This is a genomic window from Streptomyces sp. NBC_00306 (assembly GCF_036169555.1).
Taxonomy (GTDB): domain Bacteria; phylum Actinomycetota; class Actinomycetes; order Streptomycetales; family Streptomycetaceae; genus Streptomyces; species Streptomyces achmelvichensis.
In genome coordinates, this window is record NZ_CP108032.1 from 2,740,609 (window position 1) to 2,759,495 (window position 18,887).

At 71.2% G+C, this 18,887-nt stretch carries 12 protein-coding genes; 8 read left to right on the top strand and 4 right to left on the bottom strand.

Features of this window, described 5'->3' with window-relative positions; genetic code table 11:
- Window positions 1-2 precede the first annotated feature (2 nt).
- From OHA05_RS12120 to OHA05_RS12130, 3 genes are all read left to right on the top strand, one after another.
- Window positions 3-1,451 carry an FGGY-family carbohydrate kinase gene (locus OHA05_RS12120; protein ID WP_328860563.1) on the top strand — a complete coding sequence of 483 codons (1,449 nt, stop codon included), beginning with the start codon at window positions 3-5 and terminating at the stop codon, window positions 1,449-1,451.
- 95 nt (window positions 1,452-1,546) lie between these two features.
- Window positions 1,547-2,620: a glycerophosphodiester phosphodiesterase family protein gene (locus OHA05_RS12125; RefSeq protein WP_328860564.1), complete on the top strand. Its 1,074-nt coding sequence runs from the start codon at window positions 1,547-1,549 to the stop codon at window positions 2,618-2,620.
- Window positions 2,621-2,739: 119 nt separating this feature from the next.
- Window positions 2,740-3,375 (top strand): superoxide dismutase, encoded by a 636-nt coding sequence (locus OHA05_RS12130; RefSeq protein WP_313946303.1) that lies wholly within the window; start codon window positions 2,740-2,742, stop codon window positions 3,373-3,375.
- A 242-nt stretch (window positions 3,376-3,617) separates the two neighbouring features.
- Here the strand turns inward: OHA05_RS12130 and OHA05_RS12135 are convergent, their stop codons facing one another.
- Window positions 3,618-4,259 (bottom strand): DsbA family oxidoreductase, encoded by a 642-nt coding sequence (locus OHA05_RS12135; protein ID WP_328860565.1) that lies wholly within the window; start codon window positions 4,257-4,259, stop codon window positions 3,618-3,620.
- A gap of 127 nt (window positions 4,260-4,386) precedes the next feature.
- On the opposite strand from OHA05_RS12135, the gene pepN (OHA05_RS12140) reads away from it, so the two are divergent.
- Window positions 4,387-6,963 (top strand): aminopeptidase N, encoded by a 2,577-nt coding sequence (gene pepN / locus OHA05_RS12140; RefSeq protein ID WP_328860566.1) that lies wholly within the window; start codon window positions 4,387-4,389, stop codon window positions 6,961-6,963.
- 144 nt (window positions 6,964-7,107) lie between these two features.
- Entirely contained in the window at window positions 7,108-8,127 is a 1,020-nt protein-coding gene (locus tag OHA05_RS12145; RefSeq protein ID WP_328860567.1) for a hypothetical protein, read from the top strand.
- A gap of 6 nt (window positions 8,128-8,133) precedes the next feature.
- On the opposite strand, the gene OHA05_RS12150 is transcribed toward OHA05_RS12145, so the two are convergent.
- On the bottom strand, window positions 8,134-9,276 hold the full coding sequence (locus tag OHA05_RS12150; protein ID WP_328860568.1) for a serine hydrolase domain-containing protein: 1,143 nt from the start codon (window positions 9,274-9,276) through the stop codon (window positions 8,134-8,136).
- Between the two features lie 342 nt (window positions 9,277-9,618).
- Between OHA05_RS12150 and OHA05_RS12155 the strand changes: the two genes are divergently transcribed.
- Window positions 9,619-12,942 (top strand): S8 family serine peptidase, encoded by a 3,324-nt coding sequence (locus tag OHA05_RS12155; RefSeq protein WP_328860569.1) that lies wholly within the window; start codon window positions 9,619-9,621, stop codon window positions 12,940-12,942.
- A 212-nt stretch (window positions 12,943-13,154) separates the two neighbouring features.
- Window positions 13,155-14,183 carry an aspartate-semialdehyde dehydrogenase gene (locus tag OHA05_RS12160; RefSeq protein ID WP_313946297.1) on the top strand — a complete coding sequence of 343 codons (1,029 nt, stop codon included), beginning with the start codon at window positions 13,155-13,157 and terminating at the stop codon, window positions 14,181-14,183.
- Between the two features lie 3 nt (window positions 14,184-14,186).
- Here the strand turns inward: OHA05_RS12160 and OHA05_RS12165 are convergent, their stop codons facing one another.
- Window positions 14,187-14,735, bottom strand: a complete 549-nt coding sequence (locus OHA05_RS12165; protein ID WP_328860570.1) for a DUF1203 domain-containing protein — start codon at window positions 14,733-14,735, stop codon at window positions 14,187-14,189.
- A gap of 64 nt (window positions 14,736-14,799) precedes the next feature.
- The gene (locus tag OHA05_RS12170; RefSeq protein ID WP_328860571.1) at window positions 14,800-16,077 is read right to left on the bottom strand and encodes a flavin-dependent oxidoreductase; all 1,278 of its coding nucleotides are present in this window, start codon (window positions 16,075-16,077) and stop codon (window positions 14,800-14,802) included.
- A 130-nt stretch (window positions 16,078-16,207) separates the two neighbouring features.
- Between OHA05_RS12170 and pepN (OHA05_RS12175) the strand changes: the two genes are divergently transcribed.
- On the top strand, window positions 16,208-18,778 hold the full coding sequence (gene pepN, locus OHA05_RS12175; RefSeq protein ID WP_313946294.1) for an aminopeptidase N: 2,571 nt from the start codon (window positions 16,208-16,210) through the stop codon (window positions 18,776-18,778).
- Window positions 18,779-18,887 lie beyond the last annotated feature (109 nt).

Here is an 18,887-nt window from a genome sequence, read left to right on the forward strand (position 1 = left end):
CGATGACAGCAACGGCAGCCACGGCAGCCACGACGGCGTATGTCGGGATCGATGTGGGCACTTCGGCCGTGAAGGCGGCTGCCTTCGACGCCGGGGGCCGCACGCTCGCGGTCGAGTCCCGGCCGGTCGGTCTCGACATCGGAGACGGCCGCGTCGAACAGGACATGGACGAGGTGTACGGCGCGGTCACGGACGTCCTGGCGGCGGTGACGGCCGCGGTGCCGGGACCGGTCGGGCTGATCGGTCTCACCGGGCAGGGCGACGGTGTCTGGCTGGTCGACGACTCCGGCCGGCCGGTGCGGCCCGCGATCTCCTGGATGGACGGCCGCGCGCACGCCCTGGTCGACGCCTGGCAGGAGTCGGGCGTCCTCGCCTCGGTGTTCCGGCGCAACGGCGGCGCGATGTTCCCCGGGTCCCCCGGCCCCGTGCTCGCCTGGCTGGACCGGCACGAGCCCGCGTCGCTGGACGCGGCGGCGGCCGCCCTCACCTGCAAGGACATGGTCTTCCAGCGACTGACGGGCATCCGGGCGACGGAGGTCTCGGACGCGTCCATGCCGTTCCTCGACCCGCGCACCCGCAGCTACGACGACGAGGTGCTGAAAGCGCTGGGGATCGCCCACCGCCGGGGCCTGCTGCCGGAGGTCAGCGATCCCGCCGCGACCGGTGCGCTCGCCTCGGGGACGCGGATCGCGAGCGGTCCCTACGATCTGGCCGCCTGCGCGCTGGGGGCGGGTGTCACCGCTCCGGGTGACGGCCTGCTGATCGTCGGCACCTGCCTGGCCTCGCTCGTCGCCACCCGCGAGCTCGATCTCACGGGTGAGCCCGCCGGGCTGTACATCTCCACCGACCGGACGGGGCAGTGGCTGCGCGCGATGCCGGCGATGGTCGGCACGGCCGCCCTGGACTGGGTATTGAAGACCACCGGCGTACAGCACACCGAGGTCGACGCGCTGCTCGACGCCACCCCGCCGGGCTCGCACGGGGTGCGGGTGCTGCCGTACTTCGCGCCGTCCGGTGAGCGCGCGCCCTTCGTTGAGCCGCGGCTGCGGGCCGAGCTGACCGGGGTGTCGCTGGAGTCGACCCGGGCGGATCTGGTGCGGGCCACCTGTGAGGGAATCGGGTTCGCGGCCCGGCACTGTCTGGACGCGGCGGGGCTGTCGGGGTCCCTCGCGATCTGCGGTGGCGGCACCCGCTCCCCGGCCTGGATGCGGCTGTTCGCGGATGTACTGGGCAGGCCGCTGCGCATCGTCGAGGGCGAGGTCGGGGCGCGCGGCGCCGTGCTGGCATCGGCGGAGCGGCACGGTGTGGAGCTGGACACCGCCGCCTGGACCGCACCGACCGCGGTCGTCGAACCGGACCCGGAGCGCGCGGAGTTCTATGCGCAGGCCTACGAGGACCATCTGGAACGGCTGGCCGGCTCACGGGCCCGTGCCCGCGCCGCCCGGACATGACCTGGACACCTCATATCTCCCCGGCCGCCACCCGGCATGGCGAGCGTGGTGCTCCGCACCACCCACCACGACCGCGTGCCCAGAAGGAGATCCGTATGTCCGCCATGCCGAGACGCCGTTCGGTCCTTCTCGCGGCAGGCGCGGCGACCGCCGCGTCCGCCCTTCCGTCCCCCGCCGTGGCTGCCCGTCAGCGGCCGCGCCCCGGAGAGCCGTTGGTGATCGGTCACCGCGGCGCGGCGGGCTGGCGGCCCGAGCACACCGCCGCGTCCTACACCTTCGCCGTGCAGGCGGGCGCCGACTGGATCGAGCCGGATCTGGTGCCCACCAAGGACCATGTCCTGGTCGTCCGCCATGAGAACGAGATCTCGCAGACGACCGACGTCGCGAGGCGGGCGGAGTTCGCCGGCCGCCGCACCACGAAGACCGTCGACGGGCGGGCGGTGACCGGCTGGTTCACCGAGGACTTCACGCTCGCCGAGCTGAAGACCCTGTGGGCCGTCGAGCGGCTGCCCCTGGTCCGCAACCGCAACACCGTCTTCGACGGCACCCAGCGGATCATGACGTTCCAGGAGGTCGTCGACCTCGCCCGCCGGCTCTCCCGGAGCCACGGCCGCACCGTCGCCGTGTTCCCGGAGACCAAGCACCCCACCCACTTCCGCTCGATCGGGCTGCCGCTGGAGCCGGAACTCGTGCGGGTGATCCGCCGCAACAGGCTCGGCGCGCGCGAGTGCGTCGTCCAGTCCTTCGAGCCGTCGAGCCTGCTGCGCATCGCCGAAGCCCGGCTGCGGCTGCCGCTGTGGCAGGCCCTCGGGACCACCGGCGGTCCCTTCGGGCACGACACGACGTACGCGCGGATGATGACGCCGGAGGGGCTGCGGAGCATCGCGGAATACGCGGACTGGATCGGGCCGGACAAGTCCTCCCTCGTCGCGCCCTCGACCCTGCTGGCGGACGCGCACGCGGCGGGCCTGCGGGTGGGTGCGTACACCTTCCGGGCGGAGAACCAGTTCCTGCCGCAGGCCCTGCGCCGGGGCACCGATCCGAACGGCTTCGGTGACGCGTTCGCCGAGTACGCCCTGCACTACGGATCGGGCGTGGACGCGGTCGTCACCGACTTCCCGGACCTCGCGGCGATCGCCCGGGACGCGGCGGACACCGGGGCGCGGTGACAGCTCCGGGCCAGGAGCCCGAGAAAGGTCCTGGGACCAACGCCTGATCATCTCCGGCCCCTCTTGCTGCTAGCGTGCACTTGCATAAGATGTGCAATAAGCAGTCGGAGGGACCGGTCATGGCCATTTACACGCTTCCTGAACTTCCGTACGACTACGCGGCGCTCGAACCGGTCATCAATCCCCTGATCGTCGAGCTCCATCACGACAAGCACCACGCGGCCTACGTCAAGGGCGCCAACGACACGCTGGAGCAGCTGGAGGAGGCGCGCGACAAGGAGGCGTGGGGGGCGATCAACGGGCTGGAGAAGAACCTCGCGTTCCATCTGTCCGGCCACATCCTGCACAGCATCTACTGGCACAACATGACCGGCGACGGCGGCGGCGAGCCGCTGGAGAAGGACGGCGTCGGCGACCTCGCGGACGCGATCGCCGAGTCGTTCGGCTCCTTCGCCAAGTTCAAGGCCCAGCTCACCAAGGCCGCCGCGACCACCCAGGGCTCCGGCTGGGGCGTGCTCGCGTACGAGCCGGTGAGCAGGCGGCTGATCGTCGAGCAGGTCTACGACCACCAGGGCAACGTCGGCCAGGGCTCCGTGCCGATCCTGGTCTTCGACGCGTGGGAGCACGCCTTCTATCTCCAGTACAAGAACCAGAAGGTCGACTTCATCGACGCCATGTGGGCGGTCGTCAACTGGCAGGACGTGGCGAAGCGCTACGCCGAGGCCAGGGAGCGCACCCCGCTCATCGCCCCGTGAACCCCTGAACCGCCCCGGAGACGGGGGCACCGGACGTCCTGCTCGTGATCGTCTTCTCAACCTTCGCGTGCGGACGGAATGACGAAGGACCCCCGCGAGGACATGACTCGCGGGGGTCCTTCCGTCCGGAGGTCCGGCCGGTCCGGGGGGCCGTCCCGTCCGGGGGGGGCGGGACGGCCCCCCGGACGGACGACTCGGAGGCCGGCGAAGTCCCGGCCTCGGAGGATGGAGAAGTCCGGGCCTCAGAGGTTGGAGAAGTCCGGGCCCTGGGTGCGGGTCCGCTTGATCTCGTAGAAACCGGGGACCGAGGCCACCAGCAGCGTGCCGTCCCAGAGCTTCGCCGCCTCCTCGCCCTTCGGGGCGGGGGTGACGACGGGACCGAAGAAGGCGATCTGGTTGCCGTCGGCGCCGGGGACCGCGATGACGGGGGTGCCGACGTCCTGGCCGACCTTGTCGATGCCTTCCTGGTGGGAGGCCCGCAGCTCGGTGTCGTACTCGGTGGAGTCGGCGTAGTCCGCCAGCTCGGCCGGGAGACCCACGTCCTTCAGGGCTCCGGCGATCGCCTCGGGCGTCGGACCCTCGCCCTGGTTGTGGAAGCGGGTGCCGAGCGCGGTGTAGAGCCGGCCGAGGACCTCGTCGCCGTGCTTCTGCTGCGCCGCGATGACCACCCGGACCGGGCCCCAGGCCTGCTTCATGCCCTCGCGGTATTCCTCGGGGAGCTCGTCGAGCCTGTCCTCGTTCAGCACGGCGAGGCTCATCACGTGCCAGCGGACCTCGATGTCCCGGACCTTCTCCACCTCCAGGACCCAGCGGGAGGTCATCCAGGCCCACGGGCACAGCGGGTCGAACCAGAAGTCCACGGGTGTCTTGCCGTTCTCGGACATGTCTCTCCTCATCGGGAACGCGGCGTGCGCCTGGATCGGACAACGCCGCCCGTCACCGGTCGATTCCCGGATACCGGCCGCCAGGTGCACATGGGAAGATCGGTGCTGTCGAACGAGTCACGAAGGAGTGCCCGTGCCCGGTGAGAATCTGTCCCGTGACGAGGCCCGTCGCCGGGCCGAGCTGGTGTCCGTCGACGGGTACGAGGTGTTCCTCGACCTGCGGTCCGCGGTCGGGGAACTCCCGGAGGGCTCGGGGCCGCGCACCTTCCGTTCGGTGACGACCATCCGGTTCCGCTGCGCACAGCCCGGCGCCTCGGCCTTCGTCGATCTGATCGCCCCGTCCGTCACCGAGGTGACGCTCAACGGCGTGAAGCTGGACCCGGCCGCCGCCTTCGACGGTTCCCGTATCGCGCTGGACTCCCTCGCCGCCGAGAACGTGCTGGTGGTGGACGCCCAGTGCGCGTACAGCCGCACCGGTGAGGGGATGCACCGGTTCGTCGACCCCGAGGACGGCGAGGTCTACCTCTACACCCAGTACGAGCCCGCGGACGCCCGCCGGGTGTTCGCCTGCTTCGAGCAGCCGGATCTCAAGGCACCGTTCCGCTTCGAGGTGACCGCGCCCGACGCGTGGACCGTCTGGAGCAACGGCGCCGGCGAGCGGGAGGCCGACGGCGTGTGGCGGTTCGCCGGGACCAAGCCGATCTCGACGTACATCACCGCCGTGGTGGCGGGCCCGTACCACTACGTCACCGACCTCTACACCCGCACGCTGGACGACGGAGCGACCCTGGAGATCCCGCTCGGCGCCATGTGCCGCAAGGGGCTCGCCCGGCACTTCGACGCCGGTGACATCTTCCGGGTCACCAAGCAGGGTCTGGACTTCTTCCACGACCGGTTCGACTACCCGTACCCCTTCGGCAAGTACGACCAGGCCTTCGTGCCCGAGTACAACATCGGTGCGATGGAGAACCCCGGCTGTGTCACCTTCCGCGAGGAGTTCGTCTTCCGCGGCCAGGTGACCCAGGCCTCCTACGAGCGCCGGGCCAACGTCATCCTGCACGAGATGGCGCACATGTGGTTCGGCGACCTGGTGACCATGGTGTGGTGGGACGACCTGTGGCTCAAGGAGTCCTTCGCGGACTTCATGGGCACCTTCTCCATGGTCGGCGCGACCCGCTTCACCAACGGCTGGATCACCTTCGCCAACAACCGCAAGTCCTGGGCGTACCGCGCCGACCAGCTGCCCTCCACGCACCCGGTCACGGCCGACATCCGCGACCTGGAGGCCGCCAAGCTCAACTTCGACGGGATCACCTACGCCAAGGGCGCGTCCGTCCTCAAGCAACTGGTAGCGTACGTCGGGCAGGACGCCTTCCTGGAGGGCGCCCGCCGGTACTTCAAGCGGCACGCGTACGGCAACACCCGGCTCGGCGACCTGCTCTCCGTGCTGGAGGAGACGTCCGGACGCGACATGACCGCGTGGTCGCGCTCCTGGCTGGAGACCGCCGGGGTCAACTCCCTGACGCCGCTGGTGACCTGCGACGCGGCCGGCCGGATCACCGAGCTCGCCGTCCTCCAGGACGGTGACCAACTGCGGCCCCACCGGGTGGCGGTGGGCCTCTACCGGCGCGAGGACGGCGACCTGGTGCGCTACGCACGCGCCGAGGTCGACGTCACCGGTGCCTCGACGGCCGTCGGTGAACTGGTGGGTGAGGAGCGGCCTGAGCTCGTCCTGGTGAACGACGAGGACCTGACCTACTGCAAGATCCGCTTCGACGAGAGTTCGCTGACGACTCTGCGCGCCCACCTCGGCGACCTCACCGACCCGCTGGCGCGGGCGCTGTGCTGGTCGGCGCTGTGGAACCTCACCCGGGACGCGCTGATGCCCACGCGCGACTTCGTGGACCTGGTGCTCCGGTTCGCGGGCCGGGAGACGGACATCGGCGTGCTCCAGATGCTGCACTCCTGGGCCCGCTCGGCGCTGGTGCACTACGCGGCGCCCGAGTGGCGCGAGGAGGGCGGCCGGCTGCTCGCCGAGGGCGCGCTGGGTGAACTGCGGGTCGCCGAGCCCAGCAGCCAGCATCAGCTGACCTGGGCGCGGTTCTTCGCGACGACGGCCGCCTCGGCGGCCGATCTCCAGCTGCTCCAGGGGCTGTTGGCCGGCACGGCGAAGATCGACGGCCTCGATGTGGACCAGGAGCTGCGCTGGGCCTTCCTGCTGCCGCTGGCCTCGCACGGGGTCGCGGACGAGGCGGAGATCGCGGCGGAACTGGCCCGCGACGACACCGCGTCGGGCAGGCGCCACCAGGTGCGCTGCCTCGCGGCCCGCCCCTCGCCGGCCGTCAAGGACCAGGCGTGGGCGCAGGTGGTCGAGTCGGACGCGCTCTCCAACGCCCTGGTGGAGGCCACGATCTCGGGCATGGTGCAGCCGAACCAGCGCGAGCTGCTGGCGCCGTACGCGCCCGCCTACTTCGAGGCCATCGCACGGGTGTGGGAGGAGCGCTCCATCCAGATCGGCATGGACGTCGTGCGGGGGCTCTACCCCTCGCTCCAGGACAACACCTCGACACTGGCCGCGACGGACGCCTGGCTGTCCGCGCACGAGGACGCACCGCCCGCGCTGCGGCGGCTCGTCCTGGAGTCCCGGGACGATCTCGCACGCGCGCTCCGCGCTCAGGAGTGCGATGCGGCGGCGGCGCTGTGACCTGCCGGGCCACGGGCGTACCCCCGTTTGGGGGAACCGTACTCGGCTGTCGAACGTCCGTACTTTAGGACGGCGTTGTCCTGAATTGTCGACGAGCGTGTAACAGCGGTTAGCGAGGGGGGTGGGCGCGGGCATCCCGGCAGCATGAACAACACCCCGCTCTCCCCCCACCCCCTCAGTCACCTGTCCGACGTGCACAGCCGCGTGCTCTCCACCGCGCAGCTGCGGGCCCACGGTGTCTCCCCCGCCCGGATCACCGCGCAGTGCCGGCCCGGCGGGCCCTGGCAGCCGCTGCTGCCCGGGGTGTATCTGCTGCACCCCGGGGCGGCCACCAGCGAGGAGCGGCTGCACGGCGCGCTGCTCTATGCGGGGCGGCCGGTCATCCCCGCCCAGGGCGACCGCCCGGACACCCCCCGGTTCGGCGAGGCCATGGTCACCGGGCTCGCGGCCCTCGCGCTGCACGGGTTCTCGTCCGCCCCCGCGCTGCTCTCGCTCGACCGCATCGACATCCTCGTCCCGCGCACCCGGCGGCTGCGGTCGACCGGCTGTGCCCGGATCGTGCGCGCGCACTCCCTGCCGAGACCGGACGAGATCACCGGCCTTCCGGTGGCACCCGTGCCCCGCGCGGTCGCCGACGCGGTCGCGGAGCTCACCGACGCCAACGCGGTACGGCGACTGCTCACCGAGGCGGTGCGCGGCGGTCACTGCGAACCGGGCGCCGTCGTCACCGAGTTGAACCGCGCGCGGCTGCTCTCCCGTACCCATGTGGTCGACGCGGTCGACTCGCTGCTCGCCGAGGGGCGCTCGCTCGCCGAGGACCGGCTGTACGAGATGGTGCGGCTGCACGGTCTGCCCGACCCGGTCTGGAACGTGGATCTGCGGCTGCCCGGCGGTCCGCATCTGGGCGGTGTGGACGCCTACTGGCCCGAGCAGTCCGTCGCCGTCGAGCTGGACACCCGCGCCCCGCGCCACGACGAGGACGCACTGTGGTCCGAATACGCCCGCAAGCGGGAGCACTTGGAGCGGCTCGGCATCACCGTCGTCCACATCACGCCGAAGAAGCTGCGGGAGTCACTGGAGCAGCAGGCGACCGTGGTGCGCACCGCTCTGATGGCGGCCGGGGACCGCGACCCCGCGGCGTACGTCGTGGTGCTGCCCCGCTGACGGCGCTCAGCCGCAGAACTCGGCCTCGGCGACCGCAAGATCGCCCCCGGACCAGTCGCCGTTGACGTTCACGGCAAGAGAGTGGAGCGCGTCCCGGGTGGTCAGCGCCTGGGACGAGGAGCCGTGGACATCGCCCCGGTGACCCCAGACGGCGGTGCCGCAGCTCAGCTCCAGCCGCATCAGCCCCAGCCCGTACCGCCGGCCGGGCCTGCGCGGATCCATGACGACGGTCGTCGTCATCTCCTTGAGCTGCCGCGGCGGCAGGAGACCGCCCTTCAGCAGCGTCCGGTAGAAGCGCTGGAGATCGGCCGAGTCCGAGATCATCTCGCCGGCCGCCCCGGCCATCGACGGGTTGACGGCGCTCACGTCGTGGACGGTCGCCGCCGGGTCGTCGGAGAGCCTGGAGTAGGCCCGGCTGCCGGGACGCGGCGGCCGCGGGTCGGTGCCGGGGACGGAGGTGGCGTGCAGACGGAGCGGACGCAGGATGCGGCGCTCGATCTCCTCGGCGTACGAGTGCCCGGTCACCTTCTCGACGGTCATCCCGGCGAGGACGTAGTTGGTGTTGGAGTACTTCCAGTCCGTGCCGGGGGCGAAGTCGGGCGGGTGGCGCAGGGCGAGGTCCACCAGCTGCCGGGGGGTCCAGGTGTCGTAACGGTGCTCGAAGAAGCCGTCGCGGAGCACCTGTTCCACGAAGGTCTCGTCCCTGGTGTAACTGGATATCCCGCTGGTGTGGTTGAGCAGCTGCCTCAGGGTGACGCGGCTCCCGTCGTGGCCGTTCCCGTGGACCACGCCGGGCAGCCATCGCTCCACGGTGTCGTCCAGGCTCAGCCGGCCCTCGGCCTCCAGCTGGAGCAGGACGGTGGCGACGAAGGTCTTGGTGATGGACCCGACGCGGTAGCGGTCCCGGGGCGAGCGATCGCGGCCGTTGCGCAGGTCACCGGCGCCCGCGGTGCCGCTCCACCGGCCGTTGCGGTCGCGCGCCTCGACGACGACACCGGGGGCGCCGTCGCGCACGGCGGCCTCGATGGCCTGGCGGGTGGGGAAGTGGCGGTCGGCGGCGCTGCCGGCGACGGCCGGGGTCACCAGGGCGCCGGCGGCCATGGTCACCAGCGCCAGGACGGTCGCGCTCCGGATCTGGCGGGCGGGCATGTCAGCCCCCGCCTCCCACGGTCCGAGACCCGGACTGTTCGCTCATGCGCAGAGAATACGAGAGCGCCGGCCCGCGGCAACCCGCCCGTCGGCGCCCTTCACCGGTGCCCGGCGGTGCCGGTGGGGCGGCTCGTGAAGATGTCGTGGCGCCGCCCCTGCCGCGAGAGTTGAATCTCGTTCGGTAACTCCCTGTTTGTCCACGGTGGCGCATTGTCCGCAGTGGCGGATGTATGCCATGGCCACATCACGCCTCCGCCAACTCTCCACAAACCCCTGTCACTTACGAAAGGCTGAGCGGTCATCCGGCACCGAATTCCGGACCTTCTCTTTCACCGACCAGGGATGCTGATGACCCTCGAATCCCAGAGCTCCATATCCGGGCGCTCCGTACCAGGTCACAGACGCGTCGCCCGCATTGCGGCCGCCGCGTCGATGGTGACCGCACTCGTGGCCGCAGGCGCCGTACCGGCGTTCTCCGCCACTCCCGCCGACGACCCCGGTACCACCGCGGGCGTCAAGGCGGCGAAGTCCTCCGACAAGCTCGGTGCGGCCGACGCCGAACTGCTCGCCCAGGCCGAGGCCAAGGGCGACAAGAGCGTCACCGTCATGGTCGCGACCGCCCCCGGCGCCACCGAGCAGGTCGCCGGCCAGCTCGACGACGTCAAGGGCGCGGTCCTCGGCAGGACGTACGACAAGCTCGGCTATGTACGGGCCACCCTCCCGACGGACACCGCGAAGAGCGCGCTGAAGGCCGCCGCCAAGCTGTCCAGCGTGCACGGGATCGACCTCGAGCACGAGGTGAAGCTGGACGACCCGACGCCGGCCGCGGACACCACCAAGGCCGCGCGCACCGCGTCACGGCAGGCCGCCGCGTATCCGGCCCCCGGGAAGAGCACCCCGGCGAAGAACCCGTACAACCCCTCCTTCGAGACGGGCGCGGTCGACTTCGTCAAGCAGAACCCCAAGGCCGACGGCCGCGGCGTGACCATCGGCATCCTGGACTCCGGTGTCGACCTCGGTCACCCGTCGCTCCAGAAGACCACCACCGGCGAGCGCAAGATCGTCGACTGGGTCACCGCGACCGACCCGGTCTCCGACGGCGACGCCACGTGGCGCCAGATGCGCGTCGACGTGGCCGGCCCGACGTTCGCCGTCAACGGCCGTACGTACACCGCTCCGGCGGGCGCGTACAAGTTCAACCTGTTCGCCGAGGCCGCCACCCGCGGCGGCGACATGGCCGGTGACCTCAACCGCGACGGCGACACCACCGATGTGTGGGCGCTGCTGTACGACCCGGGCACCCGGACCGTGCGCGTCGACCTCAACAACGACGCGAACTTCGCCAACGACACCGTGATGAAGGCCTACAAGAACGGCTTCCAGATCGGGTACTTCGGCAAGGACAACCCGGCCACCGAGGTCGTCGAGCGCATCCCGTTCGTCATCGAGGTGCGCGAGGACGTCGTCTACAACGCCGCGGGCGCCACGGCCGACTACGTCAACATCGGCGTCATCGAGTCCGAGCACGGCACCCACGTCGCCGGCATCACCGCGGCCAACAGCCTCTTCGGCGGCAAGATGAACGGCGCGGCGCCCGGCGCCAAGCTGGTCTCCTCGCGCGCCTGCACCTGGAGCGGCGGCTGCACCAACATCGCGCTCACCGAGGGCATGGCCGACCTGGTCATCGACCGCGGCGTGGACATCGTCAACATGTCCATCGGCGGCCTGCCGCCGCTGAACGACGGCAACAACGCCCGCGCCGAGCTCTACAACCGCCTCATCGACACCTACGGTGTCCAGCTGGTCATCTCGGCCGGCAACGAGGGCCCGGGCGCCAACACCCTCGGCGACCCCGCGGTCGCCGACAAGGTCATCTCGGTCGGCGCCGCCATCTCCAAGGAGACCTGGGCCGCCAACTACGGCTCCGGCGTGACCAAGAAGTACGCCATGCTGCCCTTCTCCTCCCGCGGTCCGCGCGAGGACGGCGGCTTCACGCCCACGATCACCGCGCCCGGCGCGTCGATCAACACCACCCAGACCTGGCTGCCCGGCGGCCCGGTCGCGGAGGCGGGCTACCAGCTCCCGGCCGGCTACTCCATGCTGCAGGGCACCTCGATGTCCTCGCCGCAGGCCGCCGGCGCGAGCGCGCTGCTGCTCTCGATGGCCAAGCAGCGCGGCATCGACCTGACGCCCGCGAAGCTGCGCACCGCTCTCACCAGCACCGCGCACAAGATCGCCGGCGTGCAGGCGCACGAGCAGGGCTCCGGCCTGATCAACGTCGTCGACGCGTGGGACGCCATCAAGAACGGCGCCACCGCCCACGAGTACAGCGTCAAGGCCCCGGTCGACACCGCGATCGACTTCGCGCTGAAGACCCCGGGCTTCGGCACCGGCCTCTACGACCGCGAAGGCGGCCTGCAGGCGGGCAAGGCCAAGACGTACGACGTCACGGTCACCCGCACCACCGGTCCCAAGGGCGCGCTCGCGCACACCCTGAACTGGAAGTACAACGACGGGACCTTCCGTCTCCTCGGTGGCGACCTGGTCCGGCTGCCGCTGAACCAGCCGGTCACCGTCACCGTCCAGGCCCGTCCCAAGACGGCCGGCGTGCACAGCGCCATCCTGGAGGCGGACGACCCGCGCACCGAGGGCATCGACAAGCAGATCCTCTCGACCGTGGTCGTCTCCAAGCCGCTCGCGAAGCCCGCGTACGGCTTCTCGGCCGCCGGCTCGGTGCAGCGCAACAGCCACACGTCGTACTTCGTCACGGTGCCGGAGGGCGCGAAGACCCTCGAGGTCGCGCTCGGCGGACTGGCCGACAAGAGCCAGACCCGGTTCATCGGCATCCACCCCTACGGTGTGCCGGTCGACGACAGCTCGACGATCAACTGCTACCCGAACTACCCGAACCCGGCCAACACCTGCCGTCCGGACCTGCGCTCGTACCCCGAGCCCACGCCCGGTGTCTGGGAGATCGAGGTCGAGTCGCGCCGTACGTCCCCGCTGCTGGACAACCCGTACAAGCTGGACGTCACGGTGCTGGGCGCCACCTTCGACCCGGCCGTGAAGACGCTCCCCGAGGCGAAGGTCGGCACGCCGGCCCCCGTCGAGTGGAAGGTCACGAACGACTTCGCGCCGATCGACGGCAAGCTCGCCGGCGGCCCGCTGGGCTCCGCCAAGGTCGCCCGGCCGTCCATCGGCCAGGGTGAGTCGCAGGAGTCCACGGTCACCGTCGGAGAGGGCGTCGAGCGTCTGGACGTCGCCATCGGCGGCGTCTCGGACACCAACGCCGACCTGGACCTGTCGGTCTTCCTCGACGGCGTGCTCGTCGGCCAGGCCGCCGACGCGGACTCCGAGGAGGCCGTCAGCCTGCTGAAGCCCGCCGCGGGCACGTACACCGTCGTGGTCGACGGCTACGCCGTACCGGCCGGCACCACCGAGTACGACTACCGCGATGTGTTCTTCGCGCCGTCGCTCGGCGAGGTCAAGGTCCCCGCGACCCCGGTCAAGCTGGCCAACGGCGCCTCGGCGCAGGTCACGGCCGAGGTCGTGGTGGCCGGTGCGGCTCCCGAGGGACGTCAGTTCTTCGGTGAGGTGCGCCTGGAGAACGCGCGCGGCACCGCCGCGGGCGCCGGCAGCGTCGTGATCGAGAAGGTCACGCCGTAACCACCGGATGAAGCGAACGGGGGCGGGCGTCCGGCAACGGGCGCCCGCCCTTCGCATGTCCCGCTCCGTGACCGGCCCCGCCCCTCACCATGTCCTGTGTCACACATTCCGCCCTTCGGACAATGGATTGGACAAGGCGCCCGGTGGCATACGCATCATGGAGCAGCACCCAGGCCAGCGAAGATGCACGAAAAGGTACGAAGGAGACGTCCGTGAGGGTCGGAATCGTCGGAGCCACCGGTCAGGTCGGCACAGTCATGCGCAAGATCCTCGCCGAGCGGAAGTTCCCGGTCGACGAGCTGCGGCTGTTCGCCTCGGCCCGTTCGGCCGGTTCCACGATCACGTGGGAAGGCCGTGACATCACCGTCGAGGACGCGGCCGCCGCCGACTACTCCGGTCTGGACATCGTGCTCTTCTCCGCCGGCGGCGCGACCTCCAAGGCGCTCGCCGAGAAGGTCGCCGCCCAGGGTGCCGTCGTGATCGACAACTCCTCGGCCTGGCGCCGCCACCCCGAGGTGCCGCTGGTCGTCTCCGAGGTCAACCCGCACGCGATCAAGGACCGCCCGAAGGGCATCATCGCCAACCCGAACTGCACGACGATGGCCGCGATGCCGGTCCTCAAGCCGCTGCACGTCGAGGGCAGCCTCACCTCCCTGGTGGCCACCACCTACCAGGCCGTCTCCGGTTCCGGCGTCGCCGGCGTCGCCGAGCTCGACGGCCAGGTGAAGCAGACCGTCGAGCGCGCGGCCGAGCTCACCCACGACGGCGAGGCCGTCGACTTCCCCGAGCCGGGCGTCTACAAGCGGCCCATCGCCTTCAACGTCCTGCCGCTCGCGGGCAACCTGGTCGACGACGGCTCCTTCGAGACCGACGAGGAGCAGAAGCTCCGCCACGAGTCCCGCAAGATCCTGGAGATCCCCGAGCTCAAGGTCTCCGGCACCTGTGTGCGCGTGCCCGTCTTCTCCGGCCACTCGGTGCAGGTCAATGCCCGCTTCGAGCGCCCCGTGAGTGTCGAGCGCGCCTACGAGCTGCTGGAGCACGCCGCGGGCGTGGAGCTCTCGGAGATCCCGACGCCGCTCCAGGCCGCCGGCAAGGACGCGTCGTACGTGGGCCGCATCCGGGTCGACGAGACCGTCGACAACGGCCTGGCGCTGTTCCTGTCCAACGACAATCTCCGCAAGGGCGCGGCGCTGAACGCCGTGCAGATCGCGGAGCTGGTGGCGGACGAGCTGCGCGGCTAGAACCTAGGCGGCGGCCTGGGGCCGCCGCACCTCGAAGTGGAAGCAGCCGTACTCGACGGCGCGTACGTGCACCAGCGCGACGGCCGGGTCGGCGAACGCTTCCGCGATCGCCTCGTCGAAGGCTTCGGTGGCCGCCTCCGGGATCTCCAGGAGGCGGCCTCCTGCTATCCGGCCGTCGGCGTCGTAGCGGCGCAGTGTGCGCAGCGCACCCGGCCGGGCGAAGGGGTAGCCGTCCTGGGGCGCGGGCCCCTCGCATTCCTCGGCGTGGATGAAGACGGGCCCCTGCTCGTCGTACGCGCCGGGCCGCGCCCAGCTCTCGGCGGCCCAGCGGCGCAGCGGGGCGTACGAGACGAGGGCGATGGACTCGCCCACCCTGCTGGGGCGGAGGCAGCAGCGCAGCGGGGCACCGCCCTCGGGGTCGCTGAAGGGTTCGCAGGCGTGGCCCGCGTCGTCGGCGGCGCGGAGCTGCCGCAGGACGGCCGGTTCGACAGCTCGGACGGTCCACCGTGCCGGTGCTGCCGCGGGTGCGGGTGTCAGGGGTGTCTGTGTCATGGCTTCAGCGTGGCGTTGTCCGGGCCCGGTTTCCGGCGGGATTCGGACGTCATGTTCGCCTGGGTCAGTGGCCGCCGCGCGCCGGGCCCGCGCCCGCGTCGCCCGGGCCCGACGTTCGGCGGTACGCCGCGTCGATGGAGGCCAGTTCATCCACGGTGAGCACGTCCTCCACCCGCTCGAAGCCGTCCGGGGCGCGCTCGGCCACCGCCCGGAGCAGCCGGTCGGCGGGCATCTCGCGCATCGCGCGCACCAGGTCACCGGTCAGCGGGGCGCGCTCGCTCTCATATGCCCGCAGCGCGGAGGGGACTGACGCGGCTGACGTCAGGGCGCGGGCCAGCGCCCGTGCGTCGAGCACCGCCTGCGAGCCACCATTCGAACCGATCGGATACATCGGGTGGGCCGCGTCCCCGAGCAGCGTCACCCGGCCGCGGCCCCAGCTCTCCAGCGGATCGCGGTCGGCCATCGGGTACTCCAGGATCTCCTCGGTCGCGGCCAGCAGGGCCGGCACATCGAGCCCGAGCCGGTCCAGCTTCCAGTCCGCGTAGTGCGCGAGGACATCCGCGAGCCGTCCCGTGCGGTTCCACGCAGCGCCTTCGACCGGGCCGCCCTCGGCGACCCGGACCTCGCACACCCAGTTGAGCAGCGCCTCTCCGCGCTCCTCGGCGCGGCGCGAGATGGGGTAGACGACCAGCTTGGCGGTGGCGTTGCTGCCCACGACGGCCATCGTGCGGCCCCCGAGGAACGGCTCGGCGCGTACCGTGCCGCGCCACATCCGGACGCCGTTCCAGAGCGGGAGCCGCTGCTCGCCGGGGTGCAGCAGGGCGCGCACCCGGGAGTGCAGCCCGTCCGCTCCGACCAGTGCCTCCGCCCGCTCGGTGGTGCGGACGCCGGTCGTCGTCGACCGCAGGGTGACGCGCAGCCCGTCGGCGTCCTCGGCGTGCTCCTCGAAGCCGTCGAGAGCCGTGCCGGTGCGCACGGCGTCCGCTCCGAGCCTGTCCCGGACGGCTTCGTACAGCAGGGCCTGGAGCTCGCCGCGGTGGAGCGAATACTGCGGCCGGAGATGGCCCTGGGCGAGGCCGCGGGGCTCGGACCAGATGCGGTTGCCGTGGCGGTCGAAGTGCGCCATCTCGGCGGTGGGCACGGCGACCTGGGCGAGGGCGTCGCCGAGGCCGAGGGCGGTGAGTTCCTCGACGGCGTGCGGCAGCAGATTGATGCCGACACCGATCGGCCGGAGCTCCGCCGCCGCCTCGACCAGCCGGGCCCGTATCCCGGCCCGGTGCAGTGCGAGGGCGGTGGTGAGCCCTCCGATGCCCGCCCCCGCGACGAGCACGTCGACACCCATAATGCTCCCCTCAGCTCCCCGGTCCCCCGCAGCGTACTGGCGCGGCTCCACGGCGCCATTAGTCACAGGCGGTGGACGGGGGCACCGTGAAAAGATGGGCGGAACTGTCACGAACCGAGGAGATGACCGCGTGCCTGGCACGAATCTGACCCGCGAAGAGGCGCAGCAGCGGGCGCGCCTGCTGACCGTGGACTCGTACGAGATCGATCTCGATCTGAGCGGTGCGCAGGAGGGCGGGACCTACCGGTCCGTGACCACCGTGCGCTTCGACTCCGCGGAGGACGGCGCGGAGAGCTTCATCGACCTGGTCGCCCCGGCGGTCCACGAGGTCGTGCTGAACGGCAAGTCCCTGGACGTCGCCGCCGTGTTCCGCGACTCGCGCATCGCGCTGAAGCATCTGCACGCCGGGCGCAACGAGCTGCGGGTGGTCGCCGACTGCTCCTACACCAACACCGGTGAGGGCCTGCACCGTTTCGTCGATCCGGTGGACCAGCAGGCGTATCTCTACACGCAGTTCGAGGTGCCGGACGCCCGCCGGGTGTTCGCCAGCTTCGAGCAGCCGGACCTCAAGGCAACGTTCCGTTTCACGGTGACCGCCCCCGAGGGCTGGACCGTGATCTCCAACTCGCCGACCCCGGAGCCGAAGGACAACGTCTGGCGCTTCGAGCCGACGCCCCGGATCTCCACATACATCACGGCGCTCATCGTCGGTCCGTACCACGCGGTCCACAGCTCGTACGAGAAGGACGGCCAGTCCGTCCCGCTGGGCATCTACTGCCGGCCCTCGCTGGCCGAGTTCCTGGACGCGGACGCGATCTTCGAGGTCACCCGGCAGGGCTTCGACTGGTTCCAGGAGAAGTTCGACTACGCGTACCCCTTCGCCAAGTACGACCAGCTCTTCGTCCCCGAGTTCAACGCGGGCGCGATGGAGAACGCGGGCGCGGTGACCATCCGCGACCAGTACGTCTTCCGCTCGAAGGTGACGGACGCGGCGTACGAGGTACGGGCCGAGACCATCCTGCACGAGCTCGCCCACATGTGGTTCGGCGACCTCGTCACCATGGAGTGGTGGAACGACCTGTGGCTGAACGAGTCGTTCGCCACCTACACCTCCATCGCCTGCCAGGCCGCCGCACCCGGCTCCCGCTGGCCGCACTCGTGGACCACGTTCGCGAACTCGATGAAGACGTGGGCGTACCGGCAGGACCAACTGCCCTCCACGCACCCGATCATGGCCGAGATCGGTGACCTCGACGACGTCCTGGTCAACTTCGACGGCATCACCTACGCCAAGGGCGCCTCGGTGCTCAAGCAGCTCGTCGCCTACGTCGGCGAGGACGAGTTCTTCCGCGGTGTGCAGGCGTACTTCAAGGCGCACGCCTTCGGCAACACCCGGCTGACCGACCTGCTCGGCGCACTGGAGGAGACCTCCGGCCGGGATCTCCAGACCTGGTCGCAGAAGTGGCTCCAGACGGCCGGCATCAACATCCTGCGCCCGGAGATCGAGGTGTCGGACGAGGGCCATGTCACCTCCTTCTCCGTACGCCAGGAGGCCCCCGCGCTGCCCGCCGGCGCCAAGGGCGAGCCCATCCTGCGTCCGCACCGGATCGCGATCGGCTGCTACGACCTCGACGCCGCCGGCAAGCTGGTGCGCACGAGCCGGATCGAGCTGGACGTCGACGGCGAGCTCACCGATGTGCCCTTCCCGCAGAACACCCGCCGCCCCGCGGTGGTCCTGCTCAACGACGACGACCTGACGTACGCCAAGGTCCGGCTCGACGAGGAGTCGCTGAGGGTCGTCACCGAGCACCTCGGCGACTTCACCGAGTCGCTGCCGCGTGCGCTGTCCTGGGCCTCCGCCTGGGACATGACCCGCGACGGCGAACTGCCGGCCCGGGCCTATCTGTCGCTGGTCCTGTCCGGCATCGGCAAGGAGTCGGACATCGGTGTGGTGCAGTCGCTGCACCGCCAGGTGAAGCTGGCGATCGACCTGTACGGCGCGCCCGAGTGGCGCGAGGCGGGCCTGACCCAGTGGACCGACGCGACCCTCGCGCACCTGCGGGCCGCCGAGGCCGGCAGCGACCACCAGCTGGCCTGGGCACGGGCGTTCGCCGCGACGGCGCGGACCCCGCAGCAGCTGGACCTGCTCCAGGCGCTGCTGGACGGCACCGAGTCGGTCGAGGGCCTGGCCGTGGACACCGAGCTGCGCTGGGCGTTCGTGGAGCGCCTGGCCTCGGTGGGGCTGCTGGAGGAGGACGAGATCGCGGCGGAGTACGAGCGGGACAAGACGGCCGCCGGTGAGCGCCATGCGGCGACCGCGCGTTCCGCCCGACCGACGCCGGAGGCCAAGGCCGAGGCGTGGGCGTCCGTCGTGGAGAGCGACAAGCTGCCCAACTCCATGCAGGAGTCGGTGATCGCCGGGTTCGTCCAGAGCGACCAGCGCGAACTCCTCGCCCCCTACGCGGAGAAGTTCTTCTCCTCGGTCAAGGGCGTGTGGGAGTCCCGCAGCCACGAGATGGCCCAGCAGATCGCGGTCGGTCTCTACCCGTCCCTCCAGGTCTCCCAGGACACACTGGACGCCACCGACGCGTGGCTGGACTCCGCGGAGCCGAACGCGGCGCTGCGGCGGCTGATCTCGGAGTCGCGCGCCGGTGTGGAGCGGGCGCTGAGGGCGCAGGCGGCCGACGCGGCCTCCGCGTAGCGGGACAGTTCAGCTCGGGCCGTTGAACGGCCGCGGCCGTCCGGACGCACCGGGCCGCCGCGGTGACGTCCGAACGACGGCCGCGCTTCAAGGCGCCCGGACCGCAGGG